The organism is Pararhizobium sp. DWP3-4 (genome assembly GCF_049898205.1).
Classification (GTDB): Bacteria; Pseudomonadota; Alphaproteobacteria; order Rhizobiales; family Rhizobiaceae; genus Pararhizobium.
This window is the reverse complement of record NZ_JAFCXF010000001.1, coordinates 470,053-487,680: the sequence shown is the minus strand read 5'-3', so window position 1 is coordinate 487,680 and position 17,628 is coordinate 470,053. Positions and strand designations below refer to the sequence as shown.

At 61.0% G+C, this 17,628-nt stretch carries 14 protein-coding genes; 10 read left to right on the top strand and 4 right to left on the bottom strand.

Annotated elements, in window-relative coordinates; genetic code table 11:
- Positions 1–23 precede the first annotated feature (23 nt).
- The 8 genes from ACP7E6_RS02325 (at position 24) to ACP7E6_RS02290 (ending at position 8,861) form a co-directional block, all read left to right on the top strand.
- Positions 24–935: a LysR family transcriptional regulator gene (locus ACP7E6_RS02325; protein WP_426227528.1), complete on the top strand. Its 912-nt coding sequence runs from the start codon at positions 24–26 to the stop codon at positions 933–935.
- 129 nt (positions 936–1,064) lie between these two features.
- Positions 1,065–2,225, top strand: a complete 1,161-nt coding sequence (locus ACP7E6_RS02320) for an ABC transporter substrate-binding protein (RefSeq protein WP_426227527.1) — start codon at positions 1,065–1,067, stop codon at positions 2,223–2,225.
- 169 nt (positions 2,226–2,394) lie between these two features.
- Complete coding sequence (locus ACP7E6_RS02315) at positions 2,395–3,393, top strand: ABC transporter ATP-binding protein (protein ID WP_426227525.1); 999 nt, start codon at positions 2,395–2,397, stop codon at positions 3,391–3,393.
- The gene (locus ACP7E6_RS02310; protein WP_426227523.1) at positions 3,390–4,343 is read left to right on the top strand and encodes an ABC transporter permease; all 954 of its coding nucleotides are present in this window, start codon (positions 3,390–3,392) and stop codon (positions 4,341–4,343) included. Before ACP7E6_RS02315 ends, ACP7E6_RS02310 begins: the two co-directional genes overlap by 4 nt.
- Positions 4,333–5,148, top strand: coding sequence for an ABC transporter permease (locus tag ACP7E6_RS02305; RefSeq protein WP_426227521.1), 816 nt, complete (start codon positions 4,333–4,335; stop codon positions 5,146–5,148). The genes ACP7E6_RS02310 and ACP7E6_RS02305 overlap by 11 nt, the downstream gene beginning before the upstream one ends.
- A 118-nt stretch (positions 5,149–5,266) precedes the next feature.
- A complete protein-coding gene (locus ACP7E6_RS02300; RefSeq protein ID WP_426227519.1) occupies positions 5,267–6,694 on the top strand; it encodes a gamma-aminobutyraldehyde dehydrogenase in 1,428 nt (475 codons plus the stop codon).
- A gap of 374 nt (positions 6,695–7,068) precedes the next feature.
- The gene (gene fhuF, locus ACP7E6_RS02295) at positions 7,069–7,752 is read left to right on the top strand and encodes a siderophore-iron reductase FhuF (protein WP_426228512.1); all 684 of its coding nucleotides are present in this window, start codon (positions 7,069–7,071) and stop codon (positions 7,750–7,752) included.
- Positions 7,753–7,805: 53 nt separating this feature from the next.
- Positions 7,806–8,861 carry an ABC transporter substrate-binding protein gene (locus ACP7E6_RS02290; protein ID WP_426228510.1) on the top strand — a complete coding sequence of 352 codons (1,056 nt, stop codon included), beginning with the start codon at positions 7,806–7,808 and terminating at the stop codon, positions 8,859–8,861.
- A gap of 45 nt (positions 8,862–8,906) precedes the next feature.
- Here the strand turns inward: ACP7E6_RS02290 and ACP7E6_RS02285 are convergent, their stop codons facing one another.
- Positions 8,907–9,407, bottom strand: coding sequence for a ferritin-like domain-containing protein (locus ACP7E6_RS02285; protein ID WP_426122594.1), 501 nt, complete (start codon positions 9,405–9,407; stop codon positions 8,907–8,909).
- A gap of 159 nt (positions 9,408–9,566) precedes the next feature.
- Here ACP7E6_RS02285 and ACP7E6_RS02280 point away from each other — a divergent pair, with 159 nt between their 5' ends.
- Entirely contained in the window at positions 9,567–10,094 is a 528-nt protein-coding gene (locus ACP7E6_RS02280; RefSeq protein WP_426227518.1) for a hypothetical protein, read from the top strand.
- A 15-nt stretch (positions 10,095–10,109) separates the two neighbouring features.
- Here the strand turns inward: ACP7E6_RS02280 and ACP7E6_RS02275 are convergent, their stop codons facing one another.
- From ACP7E6_RS02275 to ACP7E6_RS02265, 3 genes are all read right to left on the bottom strand, one after another.
- Positions 10,110–11,342 carry an aromatic ring-hydroxylating oxygenase subunit alpha gene (locus ACP7E6_RS02275; RefSeq protein ID WP_426227516.1) on the bottom strand — a complete coding sequence of 411 codons (1,233 nt, stop codon included), beginning with the start codon at positions 11,340–11,342 and terminating at the stop codon, positions 10,110–10,112.
- A 246-nt stretch (positions 11,343–11,588) separates the two neighbouring features.
- Entirely contained in the window at positions 11,589–14,036 is a 2,448-nt protein-coding gene (locus tag ACP7E6_RS02270) for a GcvT family protein (RefSeq protein ID WP_426227514.1), read from the bottom strand.
- On the bottom strand, positions 14,033–16,480 hold the full coding sequence (locus ACP7E6_RS02265) for a GcvT family protein (protein ID WP_426227512.1): 2,448 nt from the start codon (positions 16,478–16,480) through the stop codon (positions 14,033–14,035). Before ACP7E6_RS02265 ends, ACP7E6_RS02270 begins: the two co-directional genes overlap by 4 nt.
- A 284-nt stretch (positions 16,481–16,764) precedes the next feature.
- On the opposite strand from ACP7E6_RS02265, the gene ACP7E6_RS02260 reads away from it, so the two are divergent.
- On the top strand, positions 16,765–17,610 hold the full coding sequence (locus ACP7E6_RS02260; RefSeq protein ID WP_426227510.1) for a LysR family transcriptional regulator: 846 nt from the start codon (positions 16,765–16,767) through the stop codon (positions 17,608–17,610).
- Positions 17,611–17,628: the final 18 nt, after the last annotated feature.

Genomic DNA, 17,628 nt, shown 5'->3' with positions numbered 1-17,628 from the left:
CCCGCAACCGTGTTAGCTAGGCCATGGCCTTCACGCTCCGTCAGCTCCAGTATTTCATCGCCGTCGCCGAGCAGGGTTCCGTCACCCGGGCGGCGCAGAACATGTCGATCTCGCAGTCGTCGATCACCGAAGCGATCAAGGAGCTGGAGACCGATCTTGGCGTCGAGCTGTTCGAGCGCCATCCACGCGGGCTGCACATCACCCATAATGGCCATCAGTTCCTGCGTCATGCGACCAAGATCCTCGCCGGCGTCTCCGATGCCCGCCGCTCGTTTTCGCAGGAGCCGGAGGAGCGCACCGGCGGCAAGCTCAATCTCGGCGTTACCTCGCTGGTGGCCGGTTATGTGCTGTCCGATCTGCTCGCCCGCTACCGCCGCGCCTGCCCCGGCGTAGAGGTCAGCGCCATCGAGGATAACGGCTCCTATCTCGAACATCTTCTGGTCGGTGGCGAACTCGATGTTGCCGTCATGGTCATCTCCAACCTGCGTGACCGCATGGCGCTGCAGGCAGAAATCATCGAGACCTCGCCCTACCGGCTCTGGCTGCCGCTCGGTCATCCGCTGGTTTCGGCCGATATCATCTCGGTTGCCGATATCGCCAAGGAACCTTTGATCATGCTGACGGTCGATGAAATCGAAGAAAATACCGGCAAGCTTTTGACGGCGCTCGGCGCCCGCCCGCATGTGGCCTTTCGCACACGCTCTGTAGAAGCGGTGCGCAGCCTTGTCGCCACCGGCGCCGGCATTGCGCTGCTGCCCGATCTGGTCTACCGGCCCTGGTCGCTGGAAGGCGACCGGATCGAAAGCCGCGACGTCTCCGGTGCCCTGCCCGTCGTCCAGGTCGGCATGGTCTGGCGCAAGGGCTCCGGCCTGCCGCAATCGGCCAAGGATTTTATCGGGGTGGCGGAAGCTCTGCGCAGCGGCCGGGCAAGATAAAATCGATCGATATCGGAAAAACCGATAGCGACATTCTGATTAATGGATTTGCGAAAGCGGCGAAATAGAGGCACCTTTCGTTTTGGGAACAAGACCGAAAAATTCGGACACCAAAACGGGAGACTGAAGATGAAGCAGATTCTGAAATCCTGCACCGCGCTCACCCTTTCGCTTAGCTTCGCCACCCATGCTTTCGCCACTGAGCCCTTGAAGGAACTCGGCAAGGGCGAAGGCGAACTGTCGATCGTTGCCTGGGCCGGCTATATCGAGCGCGGCGAGACCGACAAGGCCTATGACTGGGTCACCGGCTTCGAAAAGCAGACCGGTTGCAAGGTCAGCGTCAAGACGGCGGCAACATCCGATGAAATGGTCGCGCTGATGAACGAAGGCGGTTTCGACCTCGTCACTGCATCGGGCGACGCCTCGCTGCGGCTGGTGGCCGGCAAGCGCGTCCAGCCGATCAACACCGACCTGATCCCGAGCTTCAAGACCGTCGACGAGCGCATGCAGTCGTCCCCCTGGTACACCGTCAACGGCGTGCATTACGGCGTTCCCTATGTCTGGGGTCCGAACGTGCTGATGTACAACACCGAGGCCTTCAAGGGTGAGGCGCCGAAGAGCTGGGACGTCGTCTTCAAGGAAATGACCCTGCCGGACGGCAAGTCCAACAAGGGCCGCGTCCAGGCCTATGACGGCCCGATCCATGTGGCCGATGCCGCCAACTACCTGATGTTCCACAACAAGGAACTCGGCATCAAGGACCCGTACGAACTCAACGAAGACCAGTACAAGGCAGCGCTCGACGTGCTGCGCACCCAGCGCACGCTCGCCAGCCGCTACTGGCATGACGCGATGATCCAGATCGACGACTTCAAGAACGAAGGCGTGGTCGCATCCGGTTCCTGGCCGTTCCAGGTCAATCTGCTGCAATCGGAAAAGCTGCCGATCGCCTCGACCATTCCGGAAGAAGGCGTCACCGGCTGGGCCGACACGACCATGCTGCACGCCGAAAGCGCCCATCCGAACTGCGCCTATATGTGGATGGAACACTCGCTGTCGCCGAAGGTGCAAGGCGATGTCTCCGCGTGGTTCGGCGCCAACCCATCGGTGGGAGCGGCCTGCAAGGGCAATGAACTCCTGACCGATGGCGGCTGCAAGGCCAATGGCTATGACGATTTCGCCAAGGTGAAGTTCTGGAAAACGCCGACCTCGAAATGCGCCAGCGAAACAGAGTGCGTCCCCTATCATCGCTGGGTCTCCGACTATATCGGCGTCATCGGCGGGCGTTGATTTTACCTCCCCCTTGAGGGGGGAGGTCGCGCGAATGCGCGGGTGGGGGTGACCCACCGTATCAAACAAGAGGTCACCCCACCCCGGAGCTACGCTCCGACCCTCCCCCTCAAGGGGAGGGTATTAAACCGCCATGCCGGTTCGCAAACACCCATTTCCGGAGTACCCCATGACCGCCGCCGTCCTATTCGAAAACGTCTCGCGCCATTTCGGTGCCGTCAAAGCCGTCGATGCGGTCGATCTTGAAATCGTAGCCGGCGAGTTCTTTGCCATGCTCGGCCCTTCCGGTTCCGGCAAGACCACCTGCCTGCGGCTGATGGCCGGCTTCGAGCAGCCAACCGGCGGCCATATCGAAATCTTTGGCGAGACAGCAGAGGGCGTGCCGCCCTATCGCCGCAGCGTCAACACGGTGTTTCAGGACTATGCCCTGTTCCCGCATCTCTCCATCCTCGACAATGTCGCCTACGGCCTGATGGTCAAGGGCGTCGGCAAGGAGGAGCGGCGCAAGGCAGCCGAAGACGCGCTCGCCATGGTCAAGCTTCCCGGCTACGGCCAGCGCCGCCCGGGCCAGCTCTCCGGTGGCCAGCGCCAGCGTGTGGCGCTGGCCCGCGCCCTCGTCAACAAGCCCAAGGTGCTGCTGCTCGACGAACCGCTCGGCGCGCTGGACCTGAAGTTGCGCGAGCAGATGCAGGAAGAACTGAAGACCCTGCAGAAATCGCTGGGCATCACCTTCGTCTTCGTCACCCATGACCAGGGCGAGGCCCTGTCGATGGCCGACCGCATCGCCGTCTTCAATGACGGCAAGATCCAGCAGCTCGGCACGCCGGAAGATATCTACAAGCGGCCGCAGACCCGTTTCGTCGCCGATTTCGTCGGTTCCTCGAATGTGCTGTCCAGCGCCACCTGCGCCAGGCTCGGCGTTCCCGCAAAAGCCGCCAGCCTGCGGCCTGAAGCCATCGCCATCGGCACCTCCTGGGCTGAACAGCTCAGCCTGCCCGGCACCGTCACCGCCCGCAGTTTTTTGGGCGCGACCAACCGTGTCAGCGTCGATTGCAGCGGCGAAAAGATCATCGTCGCCAGCCCCGCCGCCATGCCGGTTCCCGAGATCGGCGCCGAGGTGCAGCTCGCATTTTCGCGCAACGACCTTCACCTGATGGAGGAAGCATGAGCGCGCTCGCCACTCCCGCGACAATCCTGCCGAACAGGCCAAGCCTGACGGGACGGCTGTCGGACTTCCTGTGGAAGCATCCACATGTTCTTCTGGCCATCCTGCTCGGCCCGCCGGTTCTCTGGCTCGGCATCATCTATCTCGGCTCGCTGTTTGCGCTTTTGCTGCAGAGCTTCTTTTCGATCGATGATTTCTCCGGCCTGATCAATTACGAGTTCACGTTCGCGACCTACAGGCAGCTGCTATCGGATGCCAATTTCGACATCATCGTCCGCACCGTGACGATGGCGGCCGTCGTAACGATCTTCTCGGCACTGATCGCCTTTCCGATCGCCTATTATGCGGCGCGTTACGCCAAGGGAAAATGGAAGGCGGTGTTCTATCTCGGCATCATGCTGCCGCTCTGGTCGAGTTATCTGGTCAAGATCTACGCCTGGAAGCTGATCCTCGCCAAGGAGGGCATCCTCACCTGGGCCTTCACCAAGCTTCACCTGCTCTGGCTGCTCGACGGCTGGCTGTCGCTCCCCATCATCGGCGGCAATTCGCTCTCGGTCAGCTACACCGGCACCTTCCTCGTCTTCGTCTATGTCTGGATGCCCTTCATGATCCTGCCGATCCAGGCAGCGCTGGAGCGCGTACCCGGCAACCTGATCGAAGCCTCGTCCGATCTCGGCGGCACGCCGCAACAGACGTTTCGCCACGTGCTGTTTCCGCTCGCCCTTCCCGGCATCGTCGCCGGCTCGATCTTCACCTTTTCGCTGACGCTCGGCGATTACATCATTCCGCAGATCGTCGGCTCTTCGCGGCTGTTCATCGGCCAGGCCGTCTATGCCCAGCAGGGTACCGCCGGCAATATCCCGCTTGCCGCCGCCTTCACCGTCGTGCCGATCGTCATCATGGGCCTCTATCTCTGGATGGCCAAACGCTTGGGGGCCTTCGATGCGCTCTGACCGCTCCACCTCCGCCCCGCTGTCCTTGAAGATCGCCGCCATCGGTGGCCTCGCCTTCCTGCATATCCCGATCCTCCTGATCTTCCTCTATGCCTTCACCACAGAGGAAAAGAGCTACCAGTTCCCGCCGCCCGGCCTGACGCTGCAATGGTTCGCCGTCACCTGGAATCGGCCGGATGTCTGGGCAGCCCTGACCCTGTCGGTCAAGGTCGCGACCGTCGCCACGGCGATCGCTCTCGTCCTCGGCACGCTGTGCGCTGCCGCCGTCAGCCAGACGCGCTTCTTCGGCCGTGAGACCATTTCGCTGCTGGTCATTCTGCCGATTGCCCTTCCCGGCATCATCACCGGCATCGCGCTGCGCTCGGCCTTCTCGTTTGCCGATATCCCCTTCTCGTTCTGGACCATCGTGCTCGGCCACGCCACCTTCTGCGTCGTCGTCGTCTACAACAATGCCGTCGCCCGCTTCCGCCGGGTGTCCGGCTCGCTGATCGAGGCCTCGATGGATCTCGGCGCCGACGGTTTCCAGACCTTCCGCCATATCATCCTGCCGAATATCGGCACCGCACTTCTGGCCGGCGGCATGCTCGCCTTCGCGCTGTCCTTCGATGAGGTGATCGTCACCACCTTTACCGGCGGCCAGCAATCGACCCTGCCGATCTGGATGCTCGAAGAACTCATCCGCCCGCGCCAGCGGCCGGTCACCAATGTCGTCGCCATGGTGGTGATGCTGGTCACCTTCCTGCCGATCCTGGCCGCCTATTACCTGACGCGCGACGGCGACCAGATCGCCGGTGCCGGAAAATGAATTTGAGCGAATAGGGGGTAGCGAGTAGCGAATAGGGTGTTACGTCCACGAGCGGTTTTAAGACCTTGTTCGCTACTCGCTACTCCTATTCGCTCCGTCAAAACAACGGAGAACTTCTATGGACACGCAATTGCTGATCGGATCGACATTTGAAGCCGGAACCGAGGCCGAGGAACTGATCCTCAACCCGCGCACCGGCGGCAAGATCATCGACCTCGCCGAGGCCTCGCAATCGCAGATCGAGCGCGCCGTCGAGGCAGCCGAAAAGGCTTTCGTTACATGGTCGATGACCACGCCCGGCGAACGCTCCGGCTATCTCCTGAAAATCGCCGATGCGATCGAGAAGGATGCGGATGCCTTTGCAGCACTTGAAGCCTTGAACTGCGGCAAGCCGATCAATGCCGTTCGCAACGACGAACTGCCTGCCATCGTCGACTGCTGGCGCTTTTTCGCCGGTGCCATCCGCACGCTGCATGCCACCGTCGCCGGTGAATACCTGCCCGGTCATACCTCGATGATCCGCCGCGATCCCGTTGGGATCATCGGCTCGATCGCGCCGTGGAACTACCCATTGATGATGATGGCCTGGAAGCTGGCGCCTGCCATTGCCGGCGGCAACACCGTCGTCTTCAAGCCATCCGAACAGACGCCGCTAACCGCGCTGAAGATGGCCCGCCTGCTCGCCGATATCCTGCCGGAAGGTGTCGTCAACGTCATTCTCGGCCGCGGCGACACGGTCGGCAATACGCTGATCAACCATCCGAAGATCGGCATGGTGTCGATCACAGGCGATATCGCCACCGGCAAGAAAGTGCTGCAGGCGGCCGCCAAAACCGTCAAGCGCACCCATCTCGAACTCGGCGGCAAGGCGCCGGTCATCGTCTACGACGACGCCGACCTCGAAGCCGTCGTCAACGGCATCCGCACCTTCGGCTATTACAATGCCGGCCAGGACTGCACCGCCGCCTGCCGCATCTACGCGCAGAACGGCATCTATGAAAAGCTGGTCGCCGACCTCACCTCCGCCGTCTCGACGATCAAGTACAATCTGGCCGACGATACTGAAAACGAGATCGGCCCGCTGATCTCAAAGCGCCAGCGCGACCGGGTCGCAAGCTTCGTCGAGCGCGCCACCGAGCAGAAACATATCGAGATCACCACCGGCGGCGCAATCGGCAGCAAGGACGGCTTCTTCTTCCAGCCGACCGTCGTTGCCGGCGCCACCCAGGAAGACGAGATCGTCCGCCGCGAAGTCTTCGGCCCCGTCGTCTCCATCACCCGCTTCACCGAAAACGACCAGGCCGTGAAATGGGCGAACGACAGCGACTACGGCCTCGCCTCCTCCGTCTGGACCAAGGACATCTCCAAGGCGATGAAAGCCGCATCCCGCCTGCAATATGGCTGCACTTGGATCAACACCCACTTCATGCTGACCAACGAAATGCCCCACGGCGGCGTCAAGCAATCGGGCTACGGCAAGGATATGTCGATCTACGCGCTGGAGGACTACACAGCCGTCAGGCATGTGATGATCAATCACGGATAGGCTGTCAGGCCACCAGGATCACCGGCCACGGGCCTCGCTCTATCAATGCGCGAGGCCTTTCCTGTATCTCGTGCAGCAATACGAACTGGTTTCAAGCAGCTGAGCCCTCTGCCACAGGGATCGGGAAATTTTCACTCGGTTGAATAGTTTTGCTTTTCCGGCCGAATAAACTTGATAGAAGAAGTCACCTTACAAGGCGATTTGAAGCCCTTGCCATGTCCCCGCTATTGGTGCCGGGAGGCATCAAATCATTGAAGACGACTGGTGATCCTTTGAAAAACGCGACTGCCTCCACTCACGACACAAACACCTCCTTCAGGCCATCCTGCCTGAAGGAGGTGTTTGCCGGCGAGCATGCCTGGTGCGGCGAAAAGATGATGTTGGCGTCGGAGCTGGAAGGTGGCGTTCCGCTTGCCGAATTTTTCGGCTCCGGCGGCTTTACCGCTGCCCTTGATACCTATGCCAGCACCCATGGCAAACCCGACCGGCGCGCCGTTGCGTCCATGTGGTCGCTCTACTATTTATCGATGCTGACGATCCCCTATATCGTTGCGCGCCGCGCTGACCATGTTCTGCCGGTCGCAGCCAGCGGCATGACCATCGCGCTTGCCGAAGACGGGCTGCCGCGCGCGCTCGGTCTCGCCCGTGAAGGCGATTGGAGCGAAGGCAAGGACGCGAGCCTTTTGTCCTTCGTCATGCCACTGGTCAGCCAGCATCTCGCCGAAATTGTTGTGCAATTGAAGTCACTTGGCGGCATTGCGCCAAAACTCGCCTGGAACAATGCGGCTGTCTATATCGACTACGCCTTCAACGCCACGGAGCGGGAGCGCCCGGCCGATGGCGACGCCTGGGCGTCGCGCGCTCTGTTTTCGCAGCCGCACCTGCCGGACGGCAGCGCCAACCCCTTCCTCGGCTGCCTGCGCCACGAAGTGGAAGGCGAAGAAACCCTCTGCCGCCGCAAGGTCTGCTGCCTGCGCTACCTTCTGCCGGGCATACCAAGCTGCGGCGAACTCTGCGCTCTGCCCGCCCAAAGAAAGCAATGCCAAAGAAAGCAATGATGGTGAAACGCCTCCTCCTCCTGACCCTCTGTCTGTTTCTGACTTGTACCGCCATGCCGAACGCGCAGGAACGCTGGCCGCTGACGCTGACCGACGCGATTGGCCGGCAGGTGACGATCAGGGAAAAACCCAAGGCGATCCTGCTCGGCAGCGGCTTCAATCTGGTGGCGCTGTCGCTGATCCATCCCGATCCCGTCAGCCTGCTTGCCGGATGGTCGGGAGACCTGAAGGGCGACAATCCGGAAATCTACAGGGATTTCGTCGAGAAGTTTCCGAGCCTCGCGGGCGTCCCGATCATCGGCAATGGCACCGGCGACGGCCTGTCCTTCGAAACCATCCTGTCGCTCAAGGCCGATCTTGCTATCCTGGCCAACTGGCAGGCCGATACCGATCTCGGCAAGCGGGCGATCGACTATCTCGAAAGCACCGGCGTTCCCGTCTTCGTCGTCGATTTCAACAGCGATCCCTTGAAGAACACGCCTGACAACATGCGGCTGCTTGGCAAGATCCTGGAGCGCGAAGACCAGGCCAACGCCTTTGCCGATTTCTACGAGGAACACCTGAAGCGCATTACCGACCGGGTCGCCGCCAATCCGGCGCCCGGCCCGACCGTGCTGATGGATGCTTTCCCCAATCCGGATCGCTGCTGCTATGCCTATGGCACAGGCGGCCTTGGCGAATTTATCGGCATTACCGGCAGCCGCAACATTGCGGATAAGAACCTGCCGCGCCAAGGCGGCATCGTCAGCAGCGAGTACCTGATCGAGGCCGACCCGGAGGTCTATATCGCCACCGCTTCGCCGGGCGGTACCTATAGCGTCTTTTCAATCGGCCCCGGCGTTCCGGCCGACGAGGCCCGCCGGACGCTCGGCGAAGCGGTGAAGAATCCGGTTCTGGCCAACCTGGCGGGCGTGCAAAAAGGCCGCGTGCATGGGGTGTGGAATTTTTTCAACGCAGTGCCGCTGAATATTCTGGCAGCGGAGGCTTTTGCCCGCTGGCTGCGGCCGCAGATCTTTGGGGATATCGATCCGGACCAGTCGCTCAAGGAAATCAACGAGCGCTTTGCCGCAGTTCCGTTCCGTGGTTCGTACTGGATCAGCTTGAAATAGAAAATTGGCCGGAGATGGGTCTCCGGCCAATGTGGTGCAGCCCCGTTAAGCGGCTTTTTTCATCGCCGTTGCGTTGACTGAAGCTTCCGCCAGTGCGGTCAGCGCGTGATCGGTAGCGCCTTCCTGCTGCAAAGTCTCGTCCAGCAGCTTGACCGCATCTGTGAGGCCGAGCATACCGGCCCAGGTCTTCAGGGTGCCGTAACGGGCCATTTCATAATGTTCGACAGCTTGGGCTGTTGCCAAAAGGCCGGCGTCGAGCGCTGGCGAGCCCTTGAATTCTTCGAGGATTTCCTCGCCTTCCTCGACGATACCGTCGATCGCCGGGCAGGTCTTGCCGACAGCGCGCTTGCCGAAGATTTCAAACACCTGCTGCAGGCGCTCGATCTGGCCTTCGGTTTCATCACGATGCTTTTCAAACGCCGCCTTCAGCTTCGGGCTCTGTGCGCCCTTGGCCATTTTCGGCAAGGTTTTGAGGATCTTGCGCTCGGCGTAGTAGACATCCTTGAGCATATCATAGAACAGGTCTTCCAGGGCTTTCTCGGCCATTGTTCTCTTCCTTTTCCGCAATTGAAACATGTCGGGGGCGACGAGCAAGTAACGGTCGATCCCGTACTTTGTTCCGCTGGCGCCTACGATCGCCGGTTCGTGCCACAGCCGCTTCCATCGCGGCGTCGCCCCGCCTATATAGGAGGCTGGAGGACTTTGATGATCTGGATTTTCCCTGCGATAGCAGGCCTTTTAATCGTATATTTCGCCATGCGCTCGTCGCGCTTCCGGCGTTTTGCAGAACCGGTGCTGAGCATTCTTGTCGCTTTGGGGCTTGTGTCGGCTTTCGTCGTCTGGATGAGAGACGGTGCTGGCGAGAGCAACGACAGCGATCCGCCCCCCTTCACCCAGAACCGTCCTGTCATCCTGCCGGAAGAGATTGCGCTGGAAGGCCTGCAGTTCACCCGCAACCGGCCGGATACGAGCTACCGGGTCACCGGTACGGTCGTGAACAAAAGCGCCGCCAATCTCACCAATTTCAATCTGACCGTCACGCTTCAGGATTGCCCGAACGGCGATTGCAAGACGGTCGGCGAAGACACGGCCCTGATCCTTGCCCGCGTTCCCGCCGGAAGGGAACAGACGTTCGAAACCTTCTTCACCTTCCCCTCCCGCTTCGGCGTTGAGCCCGCAGCGCCGAAATGGACGGCGCAGATTTCCAACATCCGCGGTGTGGCAGTGCAATAACGCACCCGCTCTTGGTCAGGGCCGGCTGATCTCATCGAGATACCAGTTGATATAGCGCAACTCGTTCTGCTCCATCGGCGCGATCGGACCGGGCACGAAATAATGCGAGCGGACGCCGCGCGAGGTGTGCTCGATGATCGACTTGTCCTCGTCGGTGGTCACTGTCCATAGCCATTTCAGCTTTTCAAGATCGTAATCGACACCTTCTTGCGCCTCGCCATTGACCAGCCAGATCAGCTCCATCTCGCAGGCTTCCGGTCCTTTGGGAATGAACCGGTAGATCATGCCGTGATCCGGATAGCAGACGAGGAACGATGTGCCGCCGAGATGGACGGAGGTGACGCCACCGTCGAATTCGGTGAAGCGGCCCATCAGGGTGCTGAGCGGCGAACCGTCCTGGCTACCGGTCTTGACGCCATCATAGAGCGCATAGCGGAAGGCATGGATGGTTTCCTTGCCGTTTTCCGAGGTCTGCCAGTGATCGCCGGAACCGACCTGGATGCCGAGCGCGCAGGTGCGCTCCTCCATCGCCGCGTTCAGCGCCTCGATCATGTGCAGCGGCTGTTCGAGCGCGTGGGTCTGCGAATATTCCGGATGCGCCGGACCGCAATGATAACACTCGACATAATTCTCGACCGCCAGCTTCCAGTTGGCATCGACCGGATAGCTCTGCCGATAGGCGACCTTCGCCTGCCCCCAGCCATACTGGCCGCAGGTGGCATGCAGGAGGTTTTCGACCTCGGTGAAATCAAGCGGATTGTCGGCAAAGGAAATGAACACCAGGCCTTCGACGACGCGGACATGCAGCTTTTTCAGCCCGTGATCTTCCCGCCTGAAATCCTTCGGCATCAACCGGGCTGCCCGCAAGGATCCGTCATTGCCATAGGTCCAGGCATGATAGGGACAGACGAAAACACGGGCATTGCCCTTGTCCTTGGTGCAGACCTCGGCGCCGCGATGGCGGCAGACATTGAGGATGGCATGAATGGTCCCGTCCGCATGCCGCGTCAGGATTACCTGCTCGGAGGCCATCCGAAAAACTTCGAAATCGTTCGGCCTCGGAATGACGCTCTCATGCGCGACGCAATGCCAGTGGCGACGGAACACACGCTCCAGATCGCGCTCATAGATATCTACGTCCCGGTAGAACGGCCGGGCGAGACCATGGCCAGGCTTGTGGGCGGCGACGAGCTGGTCGATGCGGTCGGTCGATGGGGCTGCCGTGGTCTTAGTATCAGGTGCGATCATGGGACTTCCTCCAGGCTGAAGAGCGTGTGGCGCACCCCCCTCTGTCACTGCGTGACATCTCCCCCTCAAGGGGGGAGATCGGGCGATCGCGGATAATTCTCTGTCCAACAAAAATGAACTGAACGGGGGTGGAGTGAAGAAAAGTGAGGTGAACCGTAGCGGATGCGGCCAATCTCCCCCCTTGAGGGGGAGATGTCACGGAGTGACAGAGGGGGGTGGCACCGAAAGACGCTTTCGTGTCCTGCATCATGTCCGCACCCGCTCCGACTTCGGATCGTACATCGGCGCAAGCGACGCCTCCGCCTTCACCCGCGTCCCGGCAATTTCGATCTCGTAAGCCGAGCCCAGCACATCCGCCTCGCTCTCGCCCTTGCACGGCACGTAGCCAAGGCCAATCGCGCCGCCGAGATGGTGGCCGTAATTGCCGGAGGTGATCGTGCCGACGATCTTGCCATCGCGCACCACCGCCTCGTTGTGGAATAGAAGCGGCTCCGGATCGGTGAGGCGGAACTGCACGAGACGGCGCGACAGCCCTTTGTCCTGCTTTTTCAACACGGCATCCCGGCCGATGAAATCGCCCTTCCCTGTCTTCACCGCGAAACCGAGACCGGCTTCCAGCACGTGGTCTTCGTCGGTAATGTCATGGCCGAAATGGCGGAAGGCCTTTTCGATACGACAACTATCGAGCGTATGGATACCGCAAAGCTTCAGGCCGATATCCGCGCCCGCTGCTTCCAGCGTCTCGAAGACATGCGCCGTCTGGTCGGTCGAGACGTACAGCTCCCAGCCGAGTTCGCCGACATAGGTGACGCGGTGGGCGCGGGCGAGGCCCATGCCGATCTCGATCTCGCGTGCCGCCCCGAACGGATGGACCGCATTGGAAAAATCGTTGGAGCTCACCTTTTGCATCAGGTCGCGCGCCTTCGGCCCCATGACGCAGAGCACCGATTCTGCGGCGGTGACATCGGTGACAACGACGAATTCATCGGCCAAATGCTTGCGCAACCAGGCAAGATCGCGTTGCAGCGTGGCGCCGGGGACGACCAGCAGGAACGCGGTTTCCGAAAGCCGCGTGACGGTCAGATCGCTTTCGATACCGCCACGGGCATTGAGCATCTGGGTGTAGACGATGCGGTTCGTGGCGACATCCAGCTGATTGGCGCAGAGCTTCTGCAGGAAAGTCAGCGCATCGCGGCCCTCGACGCGGATTTTGCCGAACGACGTCATGTCGATCAGGCCGACGCCATTCCGGATCGCCAGATGTTCGTCGCGCTGGTTATCGAACCAGTTCTGCCGCTTCCAGCTGTATTTGTAGTCCCGCTCCTGGCCTTCTCTGGCAAACCAGTTGGCCCGCTCCCAGCCCGCCACTTCGCCGAACACGGCGCCACGTGCCTTCAGGTGCTCGTGGATAGGCGTGCGGCGAACACCGCGTGCCGTGGCCATCTGGCGATAGGGGAAATGATCGGCATAGAGCAGGCCAAGTGTTTCGGTGACGCGTTCCCTAAGATAGGTGCGGTTCTTCTGGAACGGCTGCGCCCGGCGGATATCGACCTCCCAGAGATCGAACGGCGGCTCCCCGTCGTTCATCCATTGCGCCAGCGCCATGCCCGCGCCGCCCGAAGAAACGATGCCGATGGAATTGTAGCCGGCCGCCACCCAGTAGCCCTTCAGCTCCGGCGCTTCGCCGAGATAGTAGCGGTCATCCGGCGTGAAGCTTTCGGGGCCGTTGAAGAAGGTGTGTATCCCGGCGGTTTCCAGCATCGGCAGCCGGTTGACCGCTTTTTCCAGGATCGGCGCGAAGTGATCGAAATCCTCCGGCAGCTGGTCGAAACAGAAATCCTCGCTGATGCCGTTCATGCCCCAGGGCTTGGCCTTGAGTTCGAAGGCGCCGACCAGCATCTTGCCGGCATCCTCTTTGTAGTAGGTGCATTCGTCCGGCACACGCAAGACCGGCAGGCGCTGAAGCCCGGCGACCGGTTCGGTGACGATGTAGAAATGCTCGCAGGCATGCAGCGGCACGGTGACGCCGGACATGTTGGCGAGCTCCCTGCCCCACATGCCAGCGGCGTTGACGACGTTCTCGGTCTCGATCGTGAACGTCTCGCCATTCTGCTCGCAGGTGACGCCGGATACCCGGCCGTCCTTCTTGTGGACAGCCGTCACCTTGACGCCTTCGAGAATGGTCGCGCCGTTCTGCCGGGCGCCCTTGGCCAAGGCCATGGCGATATTGGCCGGATCGCACTGGCCATCGAGCGGCAGGTGCACGGCGGCGGTGACATCCGAAATATTCAGATGCGGATACATCGCCTTGACCTCGTCCGGCGAAATTTCCCGCACATCGACATCGAAAGCCCGGGCAAGCGAGGCCTGCCGGTAGATTTCCTGCTTGCGTTCTTCCGTCAGCGCCACGGTGATCGAACCGCATTGGCGCATGCCCGTGCCAATGCCGGTCTCAGCCTCCAGCTTGGTGTAAAGATCGGCCGAATATTTGGCGAGCCGGGTCATGTTCTGCGAGGCGCGCAGTTGGCCGATCAGGCCGGCCGCATGCCAGGTGGTGCCCGAGGTCAGCTGCTTGCGTTCGAGCAGGACGACGTCCGTCCAGCCGAGTTTCGCCAGGTGATAGGCGACCGAACAGCCCGACACGCCGCCGCCGATGATGACCGCGCGTGCTTTGGTGGGGATGGCCTTGCTCATGCGCGCAGTCTCTCATTCTTGGGATCAAACAGCGGCTCATCGGCCTGCACGATTGCCTTGAAGCGGTCGCCGTAGATTTCGATCTCAATCTCGGTCCCGGGCTCAGCCAAATCGGCGCGCAGCATGCCGAGCGCCACCGATTTGCCGATGCGGTAACCCCAGTTGCCGGATGTCGTCTCGCCGACAACGTTGCCGCCATGCCAAAGCGTCGACATATAGGGCGCGTCGCAATCTCCGGCATCGACAACCAGCGTCACGAACCGCTTGGTCACACCCTGCTGCTTCTCACGCTCCAGCGCCGCCTTGCCCTTGAAATCAGGCTTGGCCCAATCGATAAAGCGCTCAAGACCGCCCTGCAGGATGGTGTAATCGGTCGAAAGATCGCCCTTCCAGGCGCGATAGCCCTTCTCGATGCGCAGACTGTCCAGCGCCTCCATGCCAAAAGGCTTTAGCCCATGCTTTTGCCCGGCAGCCCAAACGGCGTCGAAGATCGCAGCGGTATCATCGATTTTGGTGTGGATTTCCCAGCCGAGTTCGCCGGCAAAGGACACCCGCACCAGCTGGCACCACCGCCCGGCGATCTGCACCGACTGATGCGTCAGCCAGCCTTTCGCCAAATCGGCATTCGAAACCTCAGCCAAGATGTCACGCGACTTCGGACCTGACAAAATCTGGCAGGTGAAGCTTTCGGTCACATCGTCCAGCGTAAAAGCCGCATCCTTCGGCAAGTGTTTTTTCAGCCACTCGAAATCGTGCCACTGCGCCGTCGCTGCCGTGATCAGGAAGAAGAAATCCTCCTCCAGCGCCATGACCGACATCTCGGTGACGATGCGGCCCTTGTCGTCGGAGAAATAGGCAAGGCCGATCCGGCCAGGCTTCGGCACCTTGCCGGTGGTGAGGCCAAGCAGCCAGTCGCGGGCGCCCTCGCCCTTCAGGCGGAAACGGGAAAAGCCCGGCAGATCGAGAATACCGGCCGCATCGCGTACCGCAAGGCACTCTTCCTCGATGCGCTTTTGCCATGGCCCCGCCCGGTTCCAGGTCTGGGTGGCGCCCTCCGACAGATCGTCGCCCGGCTTGGCGTACCAGTTGGCGCGCTCCCAGCCGTTATAGGGTTTGAACTGGGCGCCGAGGGCAGCGATCCGGTCATGGATCGGCGACAGCTTCTTGTTGCGGCCGGCCGGCCAGGCGTGTTTCGGAAAGTGCATGGCATATTCATGGCCATAGATTTCCATGCCCTTGGCGACGCAATAATCCTGGTCGGTAAAACTGGTAAAGCGGCGCGGATCGCAGGACCACATGTCCCACTCCGTCTGGCCCTCGGTCACCCATTCGGCCAGAACCTTGCCCGCGCCACCTGCCTGGCAGATGCCGAAGGTGAAGACGCAGGCCTCAAATGCATTCGGCACGCCCGGCATCGGCCCGATCAGCGGATTGCCATCCGGCGCATAGGGGATCGGGCCGTTGATCATCCGCGACAGGCCGGCAGTGCCGAGGATCGGCACGCGCTCGACGGCGTCATTCAGATACCATTCCAGCCGCTCCAGATCGTCGGGGAAAAGCTGGAATGAAAAATCCTCCGGCATCGGATCGTCGGGGGTGATCCAGTGTGCCTTGCAGTTCTTCTCGTAGGGACCGAGGTTCATCCCGGTCTTTTCCTGACGCAGGTAATAGGAGCTATCGACATCGCGTAGCAGCGGCAGCTTGTGCCCGGCCTCCTTCGACCACGCGGCCAGCTCCGGAATTTCCTCGAACAGCATGTACTGGTGGCTCATCACCATCATCGGCACATCGCGGCCGAACCATTTGCCGACCTCGCGGGCATAGTAGCCGGCGGCGTTGACAACCTTCTCACAGCGAATCTCGCCCTGTGGCGTCGAGATCACCCACTCGTCGTTCTCCCGGCGCGCACCGGTGGCGGGACAGAAGCGGAAAATCTTTGCGCCCATGTCCCGGGCGCCCTTTGCCAAGGCCTGCGTCAGTTGCGCCGGATCGATGTCGCCGTCATAGGGATCGTAGAGTGCGCCGGTGAGATCATGGGTTTCGAGAAAGGGATATTTCGACTTGATCTGATCGGGCGACAGGATGTCGAGGTCCATGCCCTGATAACGGCCCATGCCGACGACACGCTTGAACTCCTGCAACCGCTCCTTCGAATGGCCAAGCCGTATCGAGCCGGTGACATGGTAGTTCATCGGATAATCTACGAGATCGCCGAGTTCACGGTAAAGCGACGCCGAATAGCGCTGCATGTTCATGATCGACCAGGACGACGAGAATGTCGGCACATTGCCGGCCGCATGCCAGGTCGATCCGGCCGTCAGTTCGTTCTTTTCCAGAAGCACGCAATCGGTCCACCCGGCCTTGGCCAGATGGTAGAGACAGGATGCCCCGACAGCACCTCCCCCGATGATTACGACGCGCGCATAAGACGGCAAATTCGACATGTATGTTCCCTTGTTTGGGATCAGTTTTCGCAACGAAGCACGATGGCATCAAGCAGCCAGAATTCGCTTTATTGATCGAAGAATTCGATTAGATTGGGGGATGAAGAAAAACCCCTCCCCAACCCTCCCCACAAGGGGGAGGGAGCGACAGTGCTCCGTCTCGCCTTCTGTACTTCTTGCAAAAAGCGGACGTTGCAAAGAGCGGACGGCATTCTCGGTAAACTCCCTCCCCCTTGTGGGGAGGGTTGGGGAGGGGTCTGAACCACAACGCACGGGACACATCCATGCAGATCGACCTCATCGAAACCTTCCTCGACCTGATGGAAACCCGCAGCTTCAACCGCACGGCGGACCGGTTGAACATCACGCAATCCACGGTTTCCCATCGCGTCAAGGCGCTGGAAGCGCAGTTCGACCGCAAGCTCTTCATCCGCAACAAGGGCGGCACGGCGCCGACGGCATCCGGCCTGCGCTTCCTCGATCATGCCAAGGCGCTGCAACATCAGTGGCATGAAGCAACGCGGGCGGTGGAAAACGCCGGCACCTACGAGCGCTCGATGCGGCTGGGAATCCAGCATGATCTGGCCGAAGCCTTTGCCGGACAATGGCTATCGGCCGTCCGCACCGAACTGCCGACGACCTCGATCTATATGGAAGCCGATTACTCCAATCAGATGAACCGTGATCTGGCGGCCGGCGATCTCGATCTCGCCATCCTCTATACGCCACACTATCTGCCTGACCTTCACTATGAGCGGATCGGTGACATGACCTATACGCTGGTCGGCACCACGGCGCGGACGGTCAGTGAGTTACTGCCCGAAAAATACATCCAGGCCGTCTATTCACCGGCATTCGACCGGGCACATCGTCTGGCCCTGCCGCAGCTGTCCTCGGCTCCCCTGGCCTCTGGACAGAATATCGCTATTACCGGTCTGCTTAAAACGCTGGGCGGCGCTGCCTATGTCACCTGTAGCACCGCCTTGCGGCTCGAACGCGAAGGCGCCGCCTTTCCGATCACAGACGCTCCCCATATTCAACAGGCAGTCTACGCCGCTACCAGCATCCGCACACGCCACGCACACCAGCACCGCCGCATCATTGGCGCCATGCAGGACCTGTTGATATAATGGGAAGCAGGAAACGTT

Excerpts from the sequence above, each read along its gene's own strand:
- ACP7E6_RS02290 (WP_426228510.1), top strand. The coding sequence starts at position 7,806 with ATGCCGAACGCGCAGGAACGCTGGCCGCTGACGCTGACCGACGCGATT.
- ACP7E6_RS02280 (WP_426227518.1), top strand. The coding sequence starts at position 9,567 with ATGATCTGGATTTTCCCTGCGATAGCAGGCCTTTTAATCGTATATTTC.
- fhuF (WP_426228512.1), top strand. The coding sequence starts at position 7,069 with ATGATGTTGGCGTCGGAGCTGGAAGGTGGCGTTCCGCTTGCCGAATTT.
- ACP7E6_RS02325 (WP_426227528.1), top strand. The coding sequence starts at position 24 with ATGGCCTTCACGCTCCGTCAGCTCCAGTATTTCATCGCCGTCGCCGAG.
- ACP7E6_RS02270 (WP_426227514.1), bottom strand. The coding sequence starts at position 14,036 with ATGAGCAAGGCCATCCCCACCAAAGCACGCGCGGTCATCATCGGCGGC.
- ACP7E6_RS02320 (WP_426227527.1), top strand. The coding sequence starts at position 1,065 with ATGAAGCAGATTCTGAAATCCTGCACCGCGCTCACCCTTTCGCTTAGC.
- ACP7E6_RS02275 (WP_426227516.1), bottom strand. The coding sequence starts at position 11,342 with ATGATCGCACCTGATACTAAGACCACGGCAGCCCCATCGACCGACCGC.
- ACP7E6_RS02260 (WP_426227510.1), top strand. The coding sequence starts at position 16,765 with ATGCAGATCGACCTCATCGAAACCTTCCTCGACCTGATGGAAACCCGC.
- ACP7E6_RS02315 (WP_426227525.1), top strand. The coding sequence starts at position 2,395 with ATGACCGCCGCCGTCCTATTCGAAAACGTCTCGCGCCATTTCGGTGCC.
- ACP7E6_RS02305 (WP_426227521.1), top strand. The coding sequence starts at position 4,333 with ATGCGCTCTGACCGCTCCACCTCCGCCCCGCTGTCCTTGAAGATCGCC.
- ACP7E6_RS02285 (WP_426122594.1), bottom strand. The coding sequence starts at position 9,407 with ATGGCCGAGAAAGCCCTGGAAGACCTGTTCTATGATATGCTCAAGGAT.
- ACP7E6_RS02310 (WP_426227523.1), top strand. The coding sequence starts at position 3,390 with ATGAGCGCGCTCGCCACTCCCGCGACAATCCTGCCGAACAGGCCAAGC.
- ACP7E6_RS02300 (WP_426227519.1), top strand. The coding sequence starts at position 5,267 with ATGGACACGCAATTGCTGATCGGATCGACATTTGAAGCCGGAACCGAG.
- ACP7E6_RS02265 (WP_426227512.1), bottom strand. The coding sequence starts at position 16,480 with ATGTCGAATTTGCCGTCTTATGCGCGCGTCGTAATCATCGGGGGAGGT.